The sequence below is a fragment of the Streptomyces sp. NPDC025721 genome, from assembly GCF_055558595.1.
Genome location: NZ_JBVHMF010000012.1, coordinates 44,256 through 62,117, shown reverse-complemented (window position 1 = coordinate 62,117; position 17,862 = coordinate 44,256). Strand labels below are relative to the sequence as shown.

The window sequence follows — 17,862 nt, the reverse complement described above, 5'->3', positions numbered from 1 at the left end:
GGGACGATGCCAGGTATGGGTCAGAAGGGAACGTCGGGGCGCGCGGCGGGTACGACCGCGTTGGTGGCTGTGGTGCCGGAGGCGGAGAAGGTGGTGGGCGCGGCGCGGGAGCGGTACGACCCGGCCGCGGCGGAGGGGGTGCCCGCGCATCTCACGGTGCTGTATCCGTTCCTTCCGGCCGAGCGGATCGACACGGGGGTGCGGGCTGCGCTGGGTGAACTCTTCGCGGGCCACCCGCCGTTCGAGGTGCGCTTCCCCCGCTTCGGGCGGTTCCCGGATCTGTTGTGGCTGGCGCCGGAGCCCGAAGCACCCGTGCGGGCGCTGACCGCGGCGGTGGCGGCCCGGTGGCCGGAAGCCCCGCCGTACGGAGGCGCGTTCCGTGATCCGGCCCCCCATCTGACTGTCGCGCAGGGGCAGTCGGACGAGGTGTACGCCGCGGTGGAGGCGGAGTGCGTCCCGGCACTAGCGATACTGCGGACGCGGATCGCGGAGGTCCGGCTGGTGGTCTTCGACGGCGTCCGCTGGACGCAGGACGCCGTGTTCCCCCTGGGCGGAGCCCCCCACGGCGGGGCTCGCTGAAACAGAGCCCACTGAAACGGCGTCCGCCAAACCCTCGGCCCTCACCGAACCCGCGTCCGCCGAACCCGCGCCCCCGCCACGCAGCAGCAGAAGCCACGCGGCCAGCAGCCCGAGGACGCCGACGGCGGCGAGTTGGAGCCGGAAGTCGACCAGGGCGACCAGCCCCGCGCCGAGGGCGGCGGCCAGCGCCGTGGGGCCGAAGATCACCGTGCTCGCGGTCGCCGCGACCCGGCCGACCAGTTCGGGAGCGGTGCGCTGCTGGACGGCGGTGAAGGCCGCGACGATGACCCAGGGCAGCCCGACCCCGATGGCGAGGGTCGCGACGAGCACGACGGGCAGTGAGGCGACGGCGCGCAGGGCGGCGCCGGTGGTGAAGAGCAGCAGGCCGATGGCGGCGAAGACCCGTTCCGGCAGGCGGCGCATGACCGCGCCCGCGACCACTCCGGCGACGATCGACCCGGCGCCCTGCACCACGTAGAGCACCGCCACGAAGGCGGGCGGACGGTGCAGCCCGGCCTCGGTCATCTCGTAGATCGCGGAGCTGCTGAGCCCGGACAGCACCATCGCGACCGCTCCGACGGTCACCAGCGGGCGCAGCAGGGGGTGGTCGCGCAGGCAGCGGATGCCCTCCGCGGTCTGCTCGCGCCAGCCCTCGGCCGGTGGGACCGGCGGGAGTTCACGGGTGCGCAGCATCGCGAAGGCCGCCGCCGCGAGGACGAAGGTGACGGCGTCGAGGACGGCGACGGCCCCGCCGCCGTAGCGCAGGAAGAGGCCCGCGCCGACGAGCGGGGCGAGCAGTTTCATGGCCTCGTTGACGGTCATCCGCAGGCCGTTGAAGTCGCCGCGCAGGTCGACGGGGACGGCGGCAGTGACGAGACCGGCCTCGGCGGCGTCCGACAGCACGGAGGCGGCGCCGACCACCGCGAGGACCACGAACAGCAGCCATGCCTCGCGGCCGGACCGTACCGCGAGAAGGACCGGGAGCAGGACGGCCAGGGCCGCGTTGGTCCAGATCAGCAGCGAGCGGCGGCGCACCCGGTCGGCGAGGGTGCCGAGCACCGGCCCGGCCAGGGCGGGCGCCCACACGCAGAAGGTCACGGCCGCCGCGAGGCTGCTGGAGCCGGTCAGCGTCTTCACCCAGATACCGGCGACGAGCAGCATCGCCGAGTCGCCGAAACCGGAGACCAGGACACCGCCCAGATACGTCGCCGCGTCACGGTCCCCCAGGACCTTGCGCACCGTCATGACTCCCAACATATTGCTTGGGAGTCAGCGGCGGCAACCGCCTGCCCGCTTCCCGCGCCCGTGGACGGTCTAATGGGCACATGACGGCGACCGATCCCCTCCTCAGAGCCCTCGCCCACCCGGTGCGGCTGCGCATCGTGTCCCTGGTCTGGAACGCGCCGCTGTCCGCCGCGGAACTCGCCCGCGAACTGGGCGTCTCGCACGCCCTGGCCAGTCAGCATCTGCGCAGGCTGGACGCGGTCGGCCTGGTGGAACTCGCCGAGGTGCGCGCCAACCGCGGCGGCAGGGAGCGCCGTTACCGCGCGGTGCACGGCTCCCCGCTCTCCGATCAGCGGGACGAGGGGGCGCTGCTGATCGCCGAGGCACTGGCCCACAATCTGCGCGACCGGGCGGGCCGCCGCGCGCCGGGCGCCGCGGGGGTGACCTCGGACGCGGAGCTATGGGTGGCGCCCGAGGTCTGGGACACCTTCCGTGTCCGACTGGCCGCGCTCTTCGACGAGCTGCACGACGCGGCGCGAGCGCCGCATTCGCCGGGCACGGTCGGAATCGGCGCGACGGTGATGGCGTTTCCCCTCACTGAACCCGACGCCGGACCGGGACCCGCACAGCCCGACCACAAGCACGAGCCAGCCCGCGAGCGCGACCACGACGAGCACCAGCACCAGCACCAGCACCAGCACCAGCACCAGCACCAGCACCAGCACCAGCACCAGCATGACCACGCACCCGCACCCGCACCCGTGCCCGAGGCCGCACCGGCCACCGGCCACCACCCCGAAGCCCCACGATCAGAACCGGAGCGATGATGAGCCGTCAGGAAACCTCCGCCCACCCGCTGTTCGACCTCCTCCAGCGGCAGCTCAACGGCGTCCTCGTCACGCTGAAGCGGGACGGCCGGCCGCAGTTGTCCAACGTGACCTTCCACTACGACGACGCGACCCGCACCATCCGCGTCTCGGCGACCGACGACCGCGCGAAGACCCGCAATCTGCGCCGCGACCCGCGGGCCAGCTTCTACGTCTCCACGCCCGACCTCGGCGCGTACCTGGTCGCCGAGGGCGACGCCGAACTCACCCCGGTGGCCGCCGATCCGCACGACGCGACCGTGGAGGAGCTGGTCGACCTGTACCGCGCGCTCCGGGGCGAGCACCCGGACTGGGACGAGTACCGCGCCGCGATGGTCGCCGACCACCGCCTGGTGATCAAGCTGCGTGCCGACCGCGCCTACGGGTGGGGCCGCGAAGAGGGCGCCACCAGCGGCCCGTTGGCCTGAGGCCCGGCGCCGCGACACCGATTGCCACGGACGGACGGCCGAACAGGTTGAATTTCGGCGGGAATTCCCGGCAGAGTTCCCTCATGGACGAAAACGAGTTCGATTTCTACCGGACGCAGAGCGTGGCCAGCGACCCGGGCGGCACGGACGTCTTCGCCGGGCTGCCCGCCGACCCGGGGGTCCTCGCCGAGACGGTGCGCAATCTGCTCGTCCACCGCGAGGAGACGCACCTGTTCGGGTACGAGCTGCCGCGCGACCGCAAGGACGCCGAGGCGGAGACCCGTTACGCCGCGGACATCCTCGCGGTGGCGCGCGGCCTGTGCGACGCGCCGCTCGACCGCCCGCGCCGCCCGGAGGAGCGATTCGCCGGTACCTGCCGGGACTTCGCGCTGCTGCTGTGCTCCGCGCTGCGCGAGAAGGGCGTCCCCGCCAGGGTCCGCGGCGGCTACGCCACGTACTTCACACCGGGTTTCCACGACGACCACTGGATCACCGAGTACTGGGACGCGGACCGCGCGAGCTGGCGGCTGGTCGACGCGCAGATGGCCGCGCCCGAGCTGATCAGCGCGCACGGCATCGACTTCGACCCGCTCGACGTGCCGCGCGACCGGTTCGTGGTGGCGGGCCGGGCGTGGCAGGACTGCCGGTCGGGCACGGCGGACCCGCGGACGTACGGGGTCGAACTCCTCGGTCTGCAAGGGTGGTGGTTCGTGCAGCACAATCTGCTGCTCGACCTGGCGATGCTCAACAGCACCGAACTGCTGGTGTGGGACGGCTGGGGGCTGGCCGACCCGCCGAGGGACCAGCCGTTCGACGCGCTCGGCGCCGACGACGTGGCGCTGCTCGACGCGGTCGCCGAACTCAGCGCCGCGGGCGGCCCCTTCACCGGAATCCGCCGTCTCCCGCGCGAGCACGAGGCGCTGCGGGTGCCGCCGGTGGTCAGCTCGCACACCACCTACCTGGGCGAACGGAGTGTGACGCTCCGTCAAGCGGTTGCTTTCGACTGAGCCTTGCTCACCCCGGCCCCGAGGACGCCTCCGTCCCGTCGGCCACCCCGCGGTCGGCCGCCCGCGTCAGCCGCCCCGCCACCACCCGCAGATACTCGGCGAGTTCGGGCGGCTCCCGCACTTCGAAGTCCACCCCGAGCATGCCGACGAACATCGCCAGCGCGTCCAACGACTCGAAGCCGGTGGTCAGTTCGCAAGTGTCGGCGTCGATCGGGTCGACCGCTCCGAAACCCGCCCAGATCTGCCGGACGGTCGAGGCGGGCGCGTGCAGCACCACGCGCGCCTGGAAGCGGTACGCGTGCGAGGTGACGCCCTTGGCCACGTACTCCGCCGCGTCCTCGGGCAGTTCGCGGGGCGTGAAGCGCGGGCCGGTGGGCGGCTTGGGCTCCATCCGGTCGACGCGGAAGGTCCGCCAGTCCGCGCGGTCGACGTCGTAGGCGAGCAGGTACCAGCGCCATCCGTGGTGGACGAGCCGGTACGGTTCCACGGCCCGGCGGCTGGCCTTGCCCGCGTAGTCGCGGTAGTCGAAGCGCAGCAACTCCCGGTCCCGGCACGCGGCGCCGATCACGGTCAGCACCTCCTGGCCGACCGTCGGACCGGCGGCGCGCGGCCGTACGGTGACCGCCTGCATCGCCTGGACGCGGTGCCGCAGCCGGGACGGCAGCACCTGCTCCAGCTTGGTCAGCGCGCGTACCGACGTCTCCTGGATCCCCTCGACGCTGCTGCCCGCCCCGGTGCGCAGGCAGAGCGCGACCGCCACCGCCTCCTCGTCGTCGAGCAGCAGCGGCGGCAGCGCGGCGCCCGCGCCCAGCCGGTAGCCGCCCGCGGTGCCGGGCGCCGCGTGCACGGGATAGCCGAGCGCCCGCAGCCGCTCGACGTCACGGCGGACCGTGCGCGCGGTGACGTCCAGCCGCTCGGCGAGGTCGGGCCCCGTCCAGTCGCGGCGTGACTGGAGCAGCGAGAGCAGGCGCAACAGCCGCGCCGAGGTTTCCAGCATGCCGTCCAGTCTGTACGAACCGGCGCCCCCACCGCGCGGGGTGCGGTGGGGGCGCCGGACGGTGGAGCTGTTGAGCGGGTGAACTGCCTTTGCTCGCAAGGCTTCCGCCCACTCGGCCGATTCACGCCGACTCGCGCGGGCCTCGCTTACTCGCGCGGGTTTCGGCGGACGGCTCAGTAGACGCTGACCCCGTACGCGCTCAGCGCCTCCGTGACGGGCTGGAAGTACGTGGTCCCGCCGGAGGAGCAGTTGCCGCTGCCGCCGGAGGTCAGGCCGATGGCCTTGGTGCCGTCGTAGAGGGAGCCGCCGCTGTCGCCGGGCTCGGCGCAGACGTTGGTCTTGATCAGACCGTAGACGATCTCGCCGTTGCCGTAGTTGACGGTGGCGTTGAGGGCCTGGACGGTGCCGCTGTGGATGCCGGTGGTCGAGCCGCGACGCGTGACGGACTCGCCGACGTAGGCGTTGGCGGCGCTGGTGATGTCCTGGCTGCCGACGGTGCCGTCATGGGCGACCGTCGAGTCGTAGCGGACGATGCCGTAGTCGTTGGTCGGGAAGCTGGTGCCCGTCGTCGGGCCGATGTAGGTGCCGGAGGTGGTGTAGTACGCGGGCTTGCCCTCGGTGCAGTGACCCGCGGTCAGGAAGTAGTACGTGCTGCCGCTGCGGACGTTGAAGCCCACCGAGCAGCGCCACTGGGTGGTCTGCACCGCGTCGCCGCCGGAGAGCAGCGTGTTGAAGGTGCCCTCGACCCGGTTGATGCGCACGGCGTCGCCGAAGCCGGCCGTGGACTTCTTGAGCTGGTCGAGCTGGGAGGCGGTGACCCGGCTGTCGATGCTGACTTCCAGGGTGTTGCTGCGCGGGTCGACGGACCAGGCGGTGCCCGCGACGTCGGCCGCCTTGGTCGCGTCGCCCGCCTTGGCGAGCTGCGCGGCGCTGTGGGTGACCAGGCGCGGGGTGGCGCCCGCGGCGCGGACGCTGTCGGCCGCGGCCTGGGTGGTGACGTTGACGACGGTGGTCTTGCTCGCCGCGTCGTAGTAGGTGCCCGCGGTGCTGTTCGCGCCGAGGTGGGTCGCGAGGGTGGCGGCCGCGTCGGGCGTGGCCTTGGGGCTGGGGGTGGCGCTCGCCGACGGGAGTGCGATGGCGGTGGCGGCGATCAGGCCGGAGGTGACGGCCAGAAGCTGTATGCGCCGGGTGGTCTTCACTCGTTTCCTCCTGTGGGGGTGGGAGGTTGCGGGGGGATTTGTCGGTGTACTGTCAGACTCGATCCGATATTCGAACGCCTCATACGCCTGACAAGCACTCACAGGAGTATTCAGATCCCACAGGCAACACACAAGGGGGCCTTTCGGCCGGGTAGTTCGGCCGAATGTCCGTACGGCGCCTGACACAGCGCTGCCCCGGCGGTCCAAAAACCGCCGGGGCAACCGGATGTGACGCTGTCTCAGTTGGTGAGAACTGCCCGCTCCCCCGCTTCCAGCGCGAAGGCCAGGGTGTTGCCCGGCGGCGGGAACGGGCAGATGAAGGCGTCCGCGAAAGCGCACGGCGGCAGCGTCGTACGGTTCAGGTCCAGCGTCAGCGAACCGTCGGCGTCCGGCGCGGGCGCGTGCAGGAAACGGAACCGGAAGGTGCTGGTTCCGCTGGTCGCGTCCGCGATGACGCCCCACAGCCTGCCGTCGTCCTCGACCGTCACGGCGAGCGTGTGCTCGGTCCCGTCCACCGTGAACGCCAGCTCGCCGCCGAGGCCGAGACCGCGCTCACGGCCGTCCGCGTTCGGTACCCGGACGGTGCGGTCGGCCTCGAACGGGCGGAAGACCGCGGGCAGCACCCAGCGCTCGTCGGGGTCGAAGGCCGCGATCCCGGCGAAGGCCAGACGGGCGGGCGACCGCGGGTCCCAGACCCGTACGGCGAGCAGGCCCTCGCGGACGATCGCCAGCAGTTTCCTGCCGTCCGGCAGGAACACCGGCTCGCCCTCGGCCTCCAGCACGGTCGACACGCCGTCCGCCTCGTGCACCACCGCCCCGCCGTCCTGCCCCCACCGGCCCGGCAGTCCGGGGATCGTCCCGTCCCCGGCCACGTCGTCGAGCCAGTACGTACCGATCAGGGCCAGCGGACCGTACGGCGCCGCGACGGTCTCGGCCCGCCGCTCGTGCCACCGCTTCCAAGCAAGAACCGTTTCTGCGCTCATGCCGACCAAGCCTTCCATACGGGCCGCGCGAGCCGGATGCGCTCGCACGGCGGTGACCTGCGGGGAGTGTGCCGTGACGGGGTACGGGGAGTGTCGCGGAAGAGGGCGCGCGGAGTCTCGGGACGGGACGTGCGAAGCCTCGGAAGGAGACGCGCGAAGCCTCGGGAGGCGGCGCGCGGCGACGCACCGCCGTCCGACCGGTGAGACGGGCGGTTCACCGGCGGTCCGGTAACGGGCGGTGCAGGCCCAGGTGTTCGCGCAGTGTCGCGCCCGGGTGGAAGGAGCGGAACAGGCCCCGGTGCTGGAGCAGCGCGGTGGTCCCGTTCACGAAGCGCTCCAGATCGCGTCGGGGCTCCACCGGCCGGACGCGGAAGCCGTCGACCGCGCCCGCCTGCTGCCACGCGGCGATCAGCTCGGCCAGGTCGACGGGGCCGCCGCAGAACAGCACGCCGCCCGCGCCGTCCGGCACCAGGGTGATCTCGGCGCCCGGCTCCGGGCCGATCTCGCCGCCGCCGAGGTCGACGGAGAGTTCGGCGAGCACCAGCAGCCGGTCAGGGTCCCGCCCCGCTCCGACCGCCAGCCGCCGCAGTTCGTCCCGGACCAGCCCGGCAGTCTCGGGACCCGCGGCGCGGACGAAGGCGAGGTCGGCGTACCGGGCCGCGACGGCGCGGGCGGCGGGCTCGGTCGCGTCCACCGCCGTGACCGGCCGCCCCTGCCGCACCCGCGGGCCGGGCGCGCCGCCGTCCCACTCCCGCGCGACCGCCTCGGCGACGGCCGCCGTCTCCCGCCACATCGCCTCGGCTCTCGCTTTCGGCGTGAGCGCGGATCTCGGACCGGATCTCAGGTCGGCCGTCCCCCCGGCCCTCGACTCGGACCTCCGACCGGACGCCGGACCGGACCTCCGACCGGACGCCGGACCGGACGCCGACTCAGGCACCGGCTCTGGCACCGCCCGGGGCGTCCAGCCGGCCCGGCCCCGGCTGGCCGAATCCAGGGCGCCGACCGCCGCCGCGACACCACGCGGCCCGGCGCGGGTCACGGGCACCGCGGGGACGAGCCCGATCCGGCCGGTCTCGGCGGCCACCGCGGTGAGTACGGCGAGCGGATCGGCGTCGGCCGCGCCGTCCAGGGTGACGAAGTCCAGCGCGCCGCCCTCCGCGAGCCGGGCCAACTCCCCGTACGAGGCCACCTCGTAGCGGTCGGGGACGTCGATCGCGGCGGCGAGATGCAGCGAGCGCGTACGGCGCCGGACGGCGGGTGCGGGCGGCGCGGCGGCAGCGGCGGCGGTCACGGAGGCACCCCGCGACGCGGAGGCGGGGGAAGAAGAGGAAGAAGGCGAGGGAGAAGAAGGGGAGAAGGCAGCAGGCATGCGAAGGCTCCGTGGACACGCGGAAGGGGCACGGGAGTCGTCTTCACACAGGCCGCCGCGTCCCTCAACGCGGCTGGGCCCGTCAAGGGCCTTGACACGAGGCTATGCCGACGCCGTCACCCGCTGTCAAGCATGTCCAGGTGCTGGACCACGCGTCTCAGCGTGGTTGACGGATGCCCTGATGGGCTGCTGCACTGTGGGCATGCGTAGCTGTCGGCTCGTCACTCGCGGCCACATCGACTTCGGTCGGGTGTGGTCGGCGTCGTGTTGTTGTAGCTGACCTTTCTCCGACGGATCGTCCCGTCCTCACACACGCGCGCACGCAGCCCCGCCGTTTGGCCGCCCTCCCTCGGGCGCTCCCCTCGCAGGTCACCCCCGCAGGCCGTCCCGCCCACCGGGCTCCCGCTACGGGCCCGACCTCATTCGTAGAGTTCATTCGTAGAGCTCATTCGTACAGCTCACCCGAACACCTCACCCGTACAGCTCATCCGCACGCCCCGCCCGTACAGCCTCAGCAGTCGCACCCGCAGTCGCAGCAGTCACAGCAATCGCAACAATCACCGCAGTCCGAGCAGCCGTCGCAGTCGCAGTCGCAGTTGCTGCACCAGGAGTCGCGGCGCTGCCCGCTCCACGGGTCGTCGTGCTCGCGGCAGCACAGCTCACAGGTGCAGCACATCCCGGCGTAGACCAGGCAGCCCATGATCAGTCCGCGCCTGCGCGGCGGCTCGGGCGGCGGGAAGCCGCCGGGAAAACCGGGGCCGCCGGGCGCGTTCGGCCGCTGGCCCGGACCGTGCGGAGTGCCGCCGGGCGCGCCCGGCGCGTAGGGGTTGCCCGGCGGGGGCGAGGCGGCGGACGGCGCCGCGCCCTGGTGCGCGCAACCGCCGGTGCCGAAGGCCCTGTCCACCGACCGTCCCAATTCGTGGACGAGCAGGACATGGGTGAGCTTGCCCGAGGCGGACCCGGCGAAGTCGGTGTCGCGGAGCGCGAGCCGTATGCCGTGCAGCGCGTCGTCGCACAGCCGCCGCGCCTCGGCGAGGTCGGTGCCGGTCGCGGTGAGCGGGTTCCAGGCGCCGGAGCGGGTGTCCTCGGCCAGGTCCTCGACCGCGTCCAGGAGGTGGGCGAGCCGTCCGAAGAGCCGTCCGGCCTCCGCCAGCGGTTCCCGGTTGGCGGGCCGCCCGGCGAGTACGGCGGTGTGCGCGAAGGCCGCGGCGGTCGCCGTCTCGGTGGGCTCGGTGACGGTCAGCAGCGAGGTGCCGAGTCCGGCCGCCGCCTCGATCCCGCCCTGCCGCCCGACCGCGTCGAGCAGCACCGCGGTGTCGAAGCCCAGGCTGTCACCGGTACGCGCCCCGGCCCGGTCCCAGCGGCGGGCGACCGTACGGGCCGCCGCGGCGACCGGCCGCCGGGCGAACGCCCCGTCGGCGTCCTCCACATGGTCACGCATCTTCGCCGAGGCGAGCACCAGCGAGACGGCCGCGGCCAGCCGCGCGCCCTCCCCCATGGCGACCGGCGCCGTCCGCATCCCGCGCAGCGGGCACGGCCCGGCCTTGCGGCGCAGGCTGTCGGCGTCACCGGACACGGCCGTCTGCGCCTCGACGAGCACCGACACGACGAGTCCGTCGTAGTTGGTGGCGATTCTCGCGAACTGGCCGTGCCCGTCCCGCAACGCGAGACACAGGCCGCACAAGTGGGCCGTCCAGGAGGCCGCGAGCCCCTCGGACATGCGGTGCCGACACGGCCTGATGATCCCGAACATCGCGTGCTCCCCCGTTGAACTCGCCCGCCCGCAGGGCCGACCCCTGCGACCGGCGGACATATTATCCGCAGCCGGGGGCAAGGGTCAGTCGCCGGCGGCAGCCGTACGGGTCCGTCCGGGCCCACGGTCGGCCGCTCGCCACGACGCGCGGATCGCGTACGACGGTTCGGGGCTGGCCGGTCGGCGCCGGATACGAGCGGACTTACGACGACACGTACGGCCGTGCCTACGAGCGCGCGTACGGCCGGACGGCCCCGCGTGTCACCCGGAAGTGGGGAGCGCTCCCAACGAAGTGTCAGGGGCCATATCCCTGGGCCTGCCTGACGATCCGCCACTATCGTGTGCACCAGTACCGTCACAAGACGCCTGACTGGCGGCAATCCGCTTGGCACATCATCCACATCATGGACGACCATAGGACTGCGGACGGTACTGACCGTGTGAGAGAGGAGGCGTCCATGGGATCGGTTCGACGGGCGAGTGCTTGGCTGGGCCTCGTTGACGACAACGGCGGCGAGGGTTACTACGACGAGGAGTACGCCGACTACGGCGAGGGCTCCGAGCGGGCTGACACGTGGGTGACCGACCCGCGGGTGCGGGTGGCCACCGAGACCGCCGAAGAGCAGGGCCGCAGGATCGCCACCGTGACCCCGGACGGTTTCCGGGACGCGCGCGGCATCGGGGAGCTGTTCCGCGAGGGCGTCCCGGTCATCGTCAACCTCACCGGCATGGAGCCGAGCGACGCCAAGCGCGTCGTCGACTTCGCCGCCGGTCTCACGTTCGGGCTGCGCGGCTCCATCGAGCGCGTCGCCACCAGGGTCTTCCTGCTGACTCCCGCCGACTACATGGTCATGAACGCCGACGCCAAGCGCGGCGGCGACGGCTTCTTCAACCAGAACTGACACGCTGGTTCGACCAGAACCGACACTCTGGCCGCCGCTCTCTCACCCGCCCGCCGGTCCCGCCCCTGCCGGGGGCCGGGGGTTGTCTCCCCGGGGACAGCCCCCGATCAGGACCGGGCAGGGCGCTCACCGGGCGGGTACGGCCGCACCGCGTCATCCGCGGAAGGCGTCGAGTCCGGTGAGCGCCTTGCCCAGGACGAGCTGGTGCATCTCGACCGTGCCCTCATAGGTGAGCACGGACTCCAGGTTGGTGGCGTGCCGCATCACCGGGTACTCCAGTGAGATCCCGTTGGCGCCCAGGATCGTCCGGGCGGTGCGGCAGATCTCGATCGCCTCGCGGACGTTGTTGAGCTTGCCGAAGCTCACCTGTTCCGGGCGCAGCCGTCCGGCGTCCATCCGCTGTCCCAGGTGGTGGGCGAGCAGGATGCCCTTGTGCAGTTCGACCGCCATGTCGGCGAGTTTGGCCTGGGTGAGCTGGAAGCCGCCGATCGGCCTGCCGAACTGCTCGCGCGTCGTCGCGTACGACAGCGCGGCCTCGAAGCTGCTGCGCGCGGCGCCCATCGCGCCCCAGACGATTCCGTAGCGCGCGTGGCTGAGGCAGCTCAGCGGTCCGCGCAGGCCGGTGACCTCGGGGAGTACGGCGTCGGCGGGCAACCGGACGTCGTCCATGACGAGTTCGCTGGTGACCGAGGCGCGCAGGCTCCACTTGTGGTGGATCTCCGGCGCGGAGAAGCCGGGGGTGTCGGTGGGGACGACGAAGCCGCGGATGCCGCCGGGCGCGTCCGTCGTCTGGGCCCAGACGACGGCGACACCGGCCACCGAGCCGTTGGTGATCCACATCTTGCGGCCGCTGAGCACCCAGTCGGAGCCGTCCCGCCTGGCGTGGGTGGTCATGGCGGCCGGGTCGGAGCCGTGGTCGGGTTCGGTGAGGCCGAAGCAGCCGATCACCTCGCCCGCGGCCATCGACGGGAGCCAGCGCCGCTTCTGTTCCTCGGAGCCGTAGCGGTGGACGGCGTACATCGCGAGTGAGCCCTGGACCGAGACCAGCGAGCGGATGCCGGAGTCGGCGGCCTCCAGCTCCAGACAGGCCAGGCCGTACTGGACGGCGCTCGCGCCCGCGCAGCCGTAGCCGGTCAGCGGCATGCCGAGGGCGCCGATCGCGCCCAGCTCACGGGCGAGTTCCCTGATGACGGGCAGTTCGCCGCGCTCGTACCAGTCGGCGACATGCGGCAGCACGCGGTCGGCGGCCCACTTCCGTACGGTGTCGCGGACCGCGCGGTCCTCGGGCGTCAGCAGGTCGTCGAGGCCCAGCGGGTCGTACGGGTCGAAGGGCGGGGTTGCGGCTCCGGGCATGACGGGGGACCTCCGGCACAGAAGGACACGGAAACTAGCGGCGGTAACCTACGGCTCGGCGCCGACGTTACGTTTCAGTCTGCCGTGCGTCCAGACCGCTCGGCCCGCCGCGCGCCGGGAGCGTCGGGAGCCGGACGTCCCGGCCGGCGGAAGCCCGATCTCATGGCCAAAGGCCGCGGGTTCGGCGCCCGGCGCCGGGACCTTCGCGCACCCCGTGGCCCGGCCGCCGGGGGCCGGACGCCGCTCACTCCCCCGGCGCGCCGGACCGTACGGCCGCCGCGGGTTCCTGGCGGGCCGGGACCACCAGATCGCAGGTGGCCTGCCCCTTGTCCGCGCCGCATTCCATGACCCGCGGCAGCCGCAGCGCGGCCAGCGCCCCGGTGAGCAGCAGCCCCGCGCTCACCAGCAGGGTCATGTGCAGCCCGGTGACGAAGGAGTGCCGGGCCGCGTGCCGCAGCGCCGCGCCCGAGCCGCCGCCGAGCCGGTCGGCGACGTCGTACGCCTCACCGAGCGAGTGGCCCGCGGCGGTGCTGTCGGCGGCGCTCACTCCCGGGGTGCGGGCGACGCCCGGCGCGTAGGCGGCGTTCATCACACTGCCGAGCAGCGCGATGCCCATCCCGGCGCCCAGTTGGTACGAGGTCTCGCCGATCGCCGCCGCGCCGCCCGCCTGGTGCGCGGGGGATTCGCTGAGCATGGACTCGTAGGCCCCGAAGAGGGTGGCCTCCAGGCCGAAGCCGAGCAGGACGAAGGCGGTGGTGAGCAGGACCGGCCGGTCGCTCTGGCCCATGGCGGTCAGCGCGAGTACGGCGACGGCGGTGAGCACGAAGCCGCCGCAGACCATGCGGCGTGGACCGAAGCCGCGCAGCATGCGGGAGCCGGTGAGTCCCGCGGCCATGGCGGCGAAGGTGAGCGGCAGCAGGCGCAGTCCGGTCTGGAGCGGGCTGAGGCCGAGGACCAGTTGCAGGTACTGCACCGCGATCAGTTCCAGGCCGACCAGGGCGAGCATGGCGAGCACGATGCAGCCGACCGAGGTGGAGAAGGCGGGCTGGGAGAACATCCGGACGTCGATCAGCGGGTGCTCGCGGCGGCGCTGGCGGCGTATGAACCAGACCAGCAGGCCCACTCCGGCCAGCAGCGGGACGAAGGCTGCGGCGTCCAGCGGGCTAGCGCCGCCGCCGAGCCGCTTCATGCCGAGGACCACGCCGAGGACGCCGAGGGCGGCGGTGACCGCGCCGAGCACGTCCCACGGGCCGTCGGTGCTGCCCCGGGACTCCGGCAGGAGTATCCGGCCGAGCGGCAGCATCACGGCCATCAGCGGGATGTTGATCAGGAAGACCGAGCCCCACCAGAAGTGCTCGACGAGGAAGCCGCCGAGCACCGGGCCGACGGCGGCGCCCACCGCGGCGACCGCGCTCCACACGCCGATCGCCGTCGCGCGCTCGCGGCGGTCGGGGAAGACCTGTCGAAGTATCGACAAAGTGGCAGGCATGATCATCGCGCCGCCGGCGCCGAGCAGCGCGCGGGCGGCGATCAGTACGTGGGGCGTCGGCGCGAAGGCGGCGAGCGCGGAGGCCACGCCGAAGAGGGCGTAGCCGATCAGCAGGACCTTGCGGCGGCCGATGCGGTCGCCGAGCGTCCCGAAAAGGATCAGCAGAGAGGCGGCGATCAGCGGATAGGCGTCCACGATCCACAGCAGGTCCTGGGCGCCGGGCCGCAGATCCTCGGTGAGGGCGGGGACGGCCACGTGCAGCACCGTCGCGTCGAGAGCGACGATCAGCAGGCTGACGCAGAGGACGAACAGAATGGTCCACCTGCTGACCGGCCTCGTCATACGCATACCTCCACGAACGAGTGAGTCGTCAGCGTACGCGAGACCACTCGCTGGTCACGGGCTCACAACACCCGGTCACCGCCCCCGCGGGACCCCCTCGGACACCCGTCGCGCGCCCCGGCGCCGCCCGTGCGCGGCCCCGTTCGATCACGTCGGCCCGGGTATGGACGGGGAAACTGCGGAGAAAGGTGAGGGAAATAAGCAATAAATAAGAAGGCCGCACCTTGCCGACCCTGTGAGTATCAACACCCGAACATAAACTCCAGCCACTCCCGCATTCCGCCCGAATCACCGGCCGCCAAAGGGCTCCCTGAGACGCACTCCACATCACATCGTCATTACAAAGCAGCTCGTACGGCCGAACTATGCCGTCACACGCTGTAACGTCGATTGAGTGCGAACCGATGAGAAGCGCCTCCGTACGGCGGAGCGCCCGACCACCCGCGACCTGCCGCGGATGAGCCGAACACGCGTGTGGCTGTTCGGTTCGACGCTGGCGGTCTACGTGGCGATCGTCGTGGGCGTCCTCACCACTTCCAAACTGGTGACGCTGGACTGGCAGGTCATGCTCTGGCGTCCTTACAAACAATGGCCGCAAATCCACGCGTTCCTGGATTATTTCGTCGTCCTCGGCCAACGAGGTCCCACCGCGGTGATGGTGCTCGCGTGGCTGGGGTGGCGCGCGTGGCGCCACCGCACGCTGCACCCGCTGCTGGTCCTCGGCACCTCACTGCTGTTGCTGAACATCACCGTGGGAGCCGTGAAATACGGTCTCGGGCGGCTCGGTCCGCACTATGCGACGACCGTCGGCTCCGCCGAGATGTTCGCCGGCGGCGATATATTTCCCTCGGGTCACACCGCCAACGCGGTCGTGACCTGGGGCGTTCTGGCGTATCTGGCCACGACTCCGCGCGCCCGCAGGCTGGGGTCCGTGGTGAGCGCGCTGCTCGCGCTCGGCGTGGGCGCCACGACGGTCTACCTCGGTACGCACTGGGTGAGCGACGTGCTGCTCGGTTGGGCGGCGGGTCTGCTGATCCTGCTGGCGCTGCCGTGGTTCGAGCCCGCGATGGCACGGGCCGAGGACTTCCTGGCCTACGCCTGGGCCCGGATGCGCACCGGTTCCGCCGAAGCGGTCCTCCGCCCGGAGGCCGTGAGCCCGGTGCTGGTCGCCCAGCGCTCCCCGGCCTCCGCGCAGGACGAGGACCCGGACGCGGAGCAGGAGGAGCACGCGCCGAGCCGCGCGACGGTCGGCGCGGTCGCCCGGGGCGCCACCGCGGCGGTCACGGCCACCACGACCACTCCGGTCGCCGCCGCCCCGCACGCGCCCGGCAGGCCGCCCACCGGACGCAACGAGCGCACACCGCTCACCCCGGTCGGCAGCCGCCGTCCGCCCGTCGAGCGCCCGGCCAGGCCCACGACCCCGCTCGCGCACCAGCAGGTGCGCGGCCGGGGCATCGCGGGCTGAGCCGGGCGGCTCGGCCCGTCAGCCGACCCAGCAGCGCTGGACGCGGCCCCCTTCCACGGTGAAGTTCAGCCGCCCGACGACGTACTCCATGGTCACGATCGCGCCGGGCGGCAGGCTGCGCACCGTCTGCCAGCCCCGCTGCTCGGCCAGGCGCTCGGCCTCCCGCGCGTCGAGGCCGGTGTAGGCGTCGGGGTCGTCGGCCGGGCTCCGTGGGGGCCGCGGATCCTGTGGGGTCTGAGGGTTGTGAGGCATACCTTCACGGTAGGCGTCCCCGGGCCGGAACGACCTTGATCATCACGTTTCTGTCACAGATCGTGCCCTACGGTGCGCTCCGTCCCCGCGAATACCCGCAGGTCACTGAATTACCTGTCCACACAACTCCCGCACAGCATCTTCGCAATGCCTCCGGTTACTCGCGGGTCCATGAGCATGAAGAGATAGGAATTGGGTAGACGGTGGTCTTTAACTGACGATGTGTTGCCTTCGGCGTCCGGCCTTCCTGACCGCGGCCCCCGTCATGTCCCCCGCGGACAGCAGGGCGCCCATCGTCCGCCCGACCGACGCGCGGACCGCGGCGCGCGACCGGGCGCCGCCGCGCGCCCGGTCGTCCAGCAGCCGCTGGAAGAGGTCCACATGGCGCCGGGCGATGACCGAGGGGTCGTAGTGCGCCGAGGAGGCCAGCGCGGCGCGGCCCATCTCCCGGCGGCGCTCGTCGTCCTCGATGAGCGACAGCAGCGCGGCGGCGATCGCGTCGATGTCGCGCGGCGGCACCAGCAGACCGTTCACGCCGTCGTCGACGATCTCCCGCGGCCCGAGCGGGCAGTCGGTGGAGACCACGGGAAGCCCCGCGCACATGCCCTCCACCAGCGTCATGCCGAAGGACTCCAGGGTCGAGGTGACGGCGAGCACCGACGCCTTGGCCAACTCCGGTTCGATCGGCGAGACCGCGCCCATCAGCTTCACGTTGTCGCGCACGCCCAGTTCGGTGACGAGCGCGTCGAGCTTCGCGCGCTCGCGGCCCGAGCCGTACAGCCGCAGCGTCCAGTCGGGGCGGCGGTCGCGGACGACGGCGAAGGCGCGGATCAGGTCGTCGTAGCGCTTGGCGGGGGCGAGCCGTCCGGCGGCGACCACGACGGGCGCGGTGCAGTCGGAGGGTGCGGCGCCGGTGGGCGGCACGCTGTTGGGGACGGCGGCGACCCGGACGCCCGGCATACGGCGGCGGTAGACGGCCGCGTCGGCCTCCGTGGTGGTGGTGACGGCGTCCAGGCCCGGGTAGTGGCGGCGCAGGGTCAGCACGAGCCGCGTGGAGTGCGTGTCGAGCGTCAGGTGCTCCTGGGCGACCCGGACGAGGCCGCGCGGCGCCTGGCGGGCGAGGTGCACGTTGAGGCCCGGCCGGGTGCCGACCACCACGTCGGTGTCGAGTTCCGCCAGGCACGCGCCGATGCGTTCGTCGGTGATCGGGCTGTAGAGGGCGTGCCGCCGGTCGGTGGACGGGAAGATCGCCGACGGCCGCTGGTGGCGCGGGTCGTCGAGGACGCCGTCCTGGGCGCCTTCGCGGATGTCGACCAGATATCTCAGCCGGATCCGGGGGTCGTACGTGAACTCGGGCCGGTCGCGGTCGCGGAAGACCGAGACGATCTCGACCTCGTGTTCGTCGGCCAGCCGCGCCGCCAGATTGCGCACCGTGCGAATGGTGCCGCCGATGCCGTACGTGGTGTGTATCAGGAAGGTGATGCGCATGGGCGTGCCCGTGTTCCTGTTCCCCCGCTGGACGCGGGTCGGTCGGCCCGCGCGACCGACCGTAGCAACCGTGGGGGGGTCCCTTTTCGGGCGCGCCCCAAAAAGGGGGAAGGGGGTTGATCTGGTGGGGCGCCCCATTCAGTTGCGGTGGGGGAAGGCCCCCCCA

General features: G+C 72.6%; 16 protein-coding genes. 6 read left to right on the top strand and 10 right to left on the bottom strand.

The features are described 5' to 3' along the window. Positions 1-15: 15 nt before the first annotated feature. Entirely contained in the window at positions 16-579 is a 564-nt protein-coding gene (locus tag ACZ4EF_RS18740) for a 2'-5' RNA ligase family protein (protein ID WP_467505441.1), read from the top strand. On the opposite strand, the gene ACZ4EF_RS18735 is transcribed toward ACZ4EF_RS18740, so the two are convergent. Then, the gene (locus ACZ4EF_RS18735) at positions 463-1,824 is read right to left on the bottom strand and encodes an MFS transporter (RefSeq protein WP_467505439.1); all 1,362 of its coding nucleotides are present in this window, start codon (positions 1,822-1,824) and stop codon (positions 463-465) included. The two genes, ACZ4EF_RS18740 and ACZ4EF_RS18735, sit on opposite strands and share 117 nt — an antisense overlap. A gap of 80 nt (positions 1,825-1,904) precedes the next feature. Here ACZ4EF_RS18735 and ACZ4EF_RS18730 point away from each other — a divergent pair, with 80 nt between their 5' ends. The 3 genes from ACZ4EF_RS18730 to ACZ4EF_RS18720 all read left to right on the top strand — a co-directional run bounded on the left by ACZ4EF_RS18730 (position 1,905) and on the right by ACZ4EF_RS18720 (position 4,104). Continuing rightward, positions 1,905-2,630, top strand: a complete 726-nt coding sequence (locus ACZ4EF_RS18730; protein WP_467505437.1) for an ArsR/SmtB family transcription factor — start codon at positions 1,905-1,907, stop codon at positions 2,628-2,630. Continuing rightward, positions 2,630-3,097, top strand: coding sequence for a PPOX class F420-dependent oxidoreductase (locus tag ACZ4EF_RS18725; RefSeq protein WP_467505435.1), 468 nt, complete (start codon positions 2,630-2,632; stop codon positions 3,095-3,097). Before ACZ4EF_RS18730 ends, ACZ4EF_RS18725 begins: the two co-directional genes overlap by 1 nt. A gap of 83 nt (positions 3,098-3,180) precedes the next feature. Further along, entirely contained in the window at positions 3,181-4,104 is a 924-nt protein-coding gene (locus ACZ4EF_RS18720; RefSeq protein ID WP_467505433.1) for a transglutaminase-like domain-containing protein, read from the top strand. 7 nt (positions 4,105-4,111) lie between these two features. Here the strand turns inward: ACZ4EF_RS18720 and ACZ4EF_RS18715 are convergent, their stop codons facing one another. From ACZ4EF_RS18715 to ACZ4EF_RS18695, 5 genes are all read right to left on the bottom strand, one after another. Continuing rightward, positions 4,112-5,101: a helix-turn-helix transcriptional regulator gene (locus ACZ4EF_RS18715; protein WP_391048568.1), complete on the bottom strand. Its 990-nt coding sequence runs from the start codon at positions 5,099-5,101 to the stop codon at positions 4,112-4,114. A gap of 173 nt (positions 5,102-5,274) precedes the next feature. Further along, positions 5,275-6,300 (bottom strand): S1 family peptidase, encoded by a 1,026-nt coding sequence (locus tag ACZ4EF_RS18710; protein ID WP_467505431.1) that lies wholly within the window; start codon positions 6,298-6,300, stop codon positions 5,275-5,277. Between the two features lie 239 nt (positions 6,301-6,539). Next, on the bottom strand, positions 6,540-7,283 hold the full coding sequence (locus ACZ4EF_RS18705; RefSeq protein ID WP_467505430.1) for a DUF1684 domain-containing protein: 744 nt from the start codon (positions 7,281-7,283) through the stop codon (positions 6,540-6,542). A gap of 214 nt (positions 7,284-7,497) precedes the next feature. Continuing rightward, positions 7,498-8,574 (bottom strand): LLM class oxidoreductase, encoded by a 1,077-nt coding sequence (locus tag ACZ4EF_RS18700; protein ID WP_467505428.1) that lies wholly within the window; start codon positions 8,572-8,574, stop codon positions 7,498-7,500. 589 nt (positions 8,575-9,163) lie between these two features. Next, positions 9,164-10,405: a DUF5685 family protein gene (locus tag ACZ4EF_RS18695; protein ID WP_355333465.1), complete on the bottom strand. Its 1,242-nt coding sequence runs from the start codon at positions 10,403-10,405 to the stop codon at positions 9,164-9,166. A gap of 458 nt (positions 10,406-10,863) precedes the next feature. On the opposite strand from ACZ4EF_RS18695, the gene ACZ4EF_RS18690 reads away from it, so the two are divergent. Beyond that, positions 10,864-11,307 carry a cell division protein SepF gene (locus ACZ4EF_RS18690; RefSeq protein ID WP_188283772.1) on the top strand — a complete coding sequence of 148 codons (444 nt, stop codon included), beginning with the start codon at positions 10,864-10,866 and terminating at the stop codon, positions 11,305-11,307. Between the two features lie 153 nt (positions 11,308-11,460). On the opposite strand, the gene ACZ4EF_RS18685 is transcribed toward ACZ4EF_RS18690, so the two are convergent. Then, a complete protein-coding gene (locus tag ACZ4EF_RS18685) occupies positions 11,461-12,660 on the bottom strand; it encodes an acyl-CoA dehydrogenase family protein (protein ID WP_401856343.1) in 1,200 nt (399 codons plus the stop codon). A 244-nt stretch (positions 12,661-12,904) separates the two neighbouring features. Next, on the bottom strand, positions 12,905-14,497 hold the full coding sequence (locus tag ACZ4EF_RS18680; RefSeq protein WP_401725223.1) for an MFS transporter: 1,593 nt from the start codon (positions 14,495-14,497) through the stop codon (positions 12,905-12,907). Positions 14,498-14,885: 388 nt separating this feature from the next. Here ACZ4EF_RS18680 and ACZ4EF_RS18675 point away from each other — a divergent pair, with 388 nt between their 5' ends. Continuing rightward, positions 14,886-15,956, top strand: a complete 1,071-nt coding sequence (locus tag ACZ4EF_RS18675) for a phosphatase PAP2 family protein (RefSeq protein WP_401313499.1) — start codon at positions 14,886-14,888, stop codon at positions 15,954-15,956. Between the two features lie 18 nt (positions 15,957-15,974). On the opposite strand, the gene ACZ4EF_RS18670 is transcribed toward ACZ4EF_RS18675, so the two are convergent. Together ACZ4EF_RS18670 and ACZ4EF_RS18665 are read right to left on the bottom strand one after the other, a co-directional pair. Continuing rightward, complete coding sequence (locus ACZ4EF_RS18670) at positions 15,975-16,208, bottom strand: I78 family peptidase inhibitor (RefSeq protein ID WP_188285797.1); 234 nt, start codon at positions 16,206-16,208, stop codon at positions 15,975-15,977. A 210-nt stretch (positions 16,209-16,418) separates the two neighbouring features. After that, positions 16,419-17,696 carry a glycosyltransferase family 4 protein gene (locus ACZ4EF_RS18665; protein WP_467505425.1) on the bottom strand — a complete coding sequence of 426 codons (1,278 nt, stop codon included), beginning with the start codon at positions 17,694-17,696 and terminating at the stop codon, positions 16,419-16,421. Positions 17,697-17,862 lie beyond the last annotated feature (166 nt).

What these genes read in the sequence shown, in the direction of transcription:
- ACZ4EF_RS18685 (WP_401856343.1), bottom strand. Translation starts at nt 12,660, where the DNA reads ATGCCCGGAGCCGCAACCCCGCCCTTCGACCCGTACGACCCGCTGGGC.
- ACZ4EF_RS18725 (WP_467505435.1), top strand. Translation starts at nt 2,630, where the DNA reads ATGAGCCGTCAGGAAACCTCCGCCCACCCGCTGTTCGACCTCCTCCAG.
- ACZ4EF_RS18735 (WP_467505439.1), bottom strand. Translation starts at nt 1,824, where the DNA reads ATGACGGTGCGCAAGGTCCTGGGGGACCGTGACGCGGCGACGTATCTG.
- ACZ4EF_RS18715 (WP_391048568.1), bottom strand. Translation starts at nt 5,101, where the DNA reads ATGCTGGAAACCTCGGCGCGGCTGTTGCGCCTGCTCTCGCTGCTCCAG.
- ACZ4EF_RS18680 (WP_401725223.1), bottom strand. Translation starts at nt 14,497, where the DNA reads ATGCGTATGACGAGGCCGGTCAGCAGGTGGACCATTCTGTTCGTCCTC.
- ACZ4EF_RS18720 (WP_467505433.1), top strand. Translation starts at nt 3,181, where the DNA reads ATGGACGAAAACGAGTTCGATTTCTACCGGACGCAGAGCGTGGCCAGC.
- ACZ4EF_RS18695 (WP_355333465.1), bottom strand. Translation starts at nt 10,405, where the DNA reads ATGTTCGGGATCATCAGGCCGTGTCGGCACCGCATGTCCGAGGGGCTC.
- ACZ4EF_RS18705 (WP_467505430.1), bottom strand. Translation starts at nt 7,283, where the DNA reads ATGAGCGCAGAAACGGTTCTTGCTTGGAAGCGGTGGCACGAGCGGCGG.
- ACZ4EF_RS18740 (WP_467505441.1), top strand. Translation starts at nt 16, where the DNA reads ATGGGTCAGAAGGGAACGTCGGGGCGCGCGGCGGGTACGACCGCGTTG.
- ACZ4EF_RS18670 (WP_188285797.1), bottom strand. Translation starts at nt 16,208, where the DNA reads ATGCCTCACAACCCTCAGACCCCACAGGATCCGCGGCCCCCACGGAGC.
- ACZ4EF_RS18730 (WP_467505437.1), top strand. Translation starts at nt 1,905, where the DNA reads ATGACGGCGACCGATCCCCTCCTCAGAGCCCTCGCCCACCCGGTGCGG.
- ACZ4EF_RS18665 (WP_467505425.1), bottom strand. Translation starts at nt 17,696, where the DNA reads ATGCGCATCACCTTCCTGATACACACCACGTACGGCATCGGCGGCACC.
- ACZ4EF_RS18690 (WP_188283772.1), top strand. Translation starts at nt 10,864, where the DNA reads ATGGGATCGGTTCGACGGGCGAGTGCTTGGCTGGGCCTCGTTGACGAC.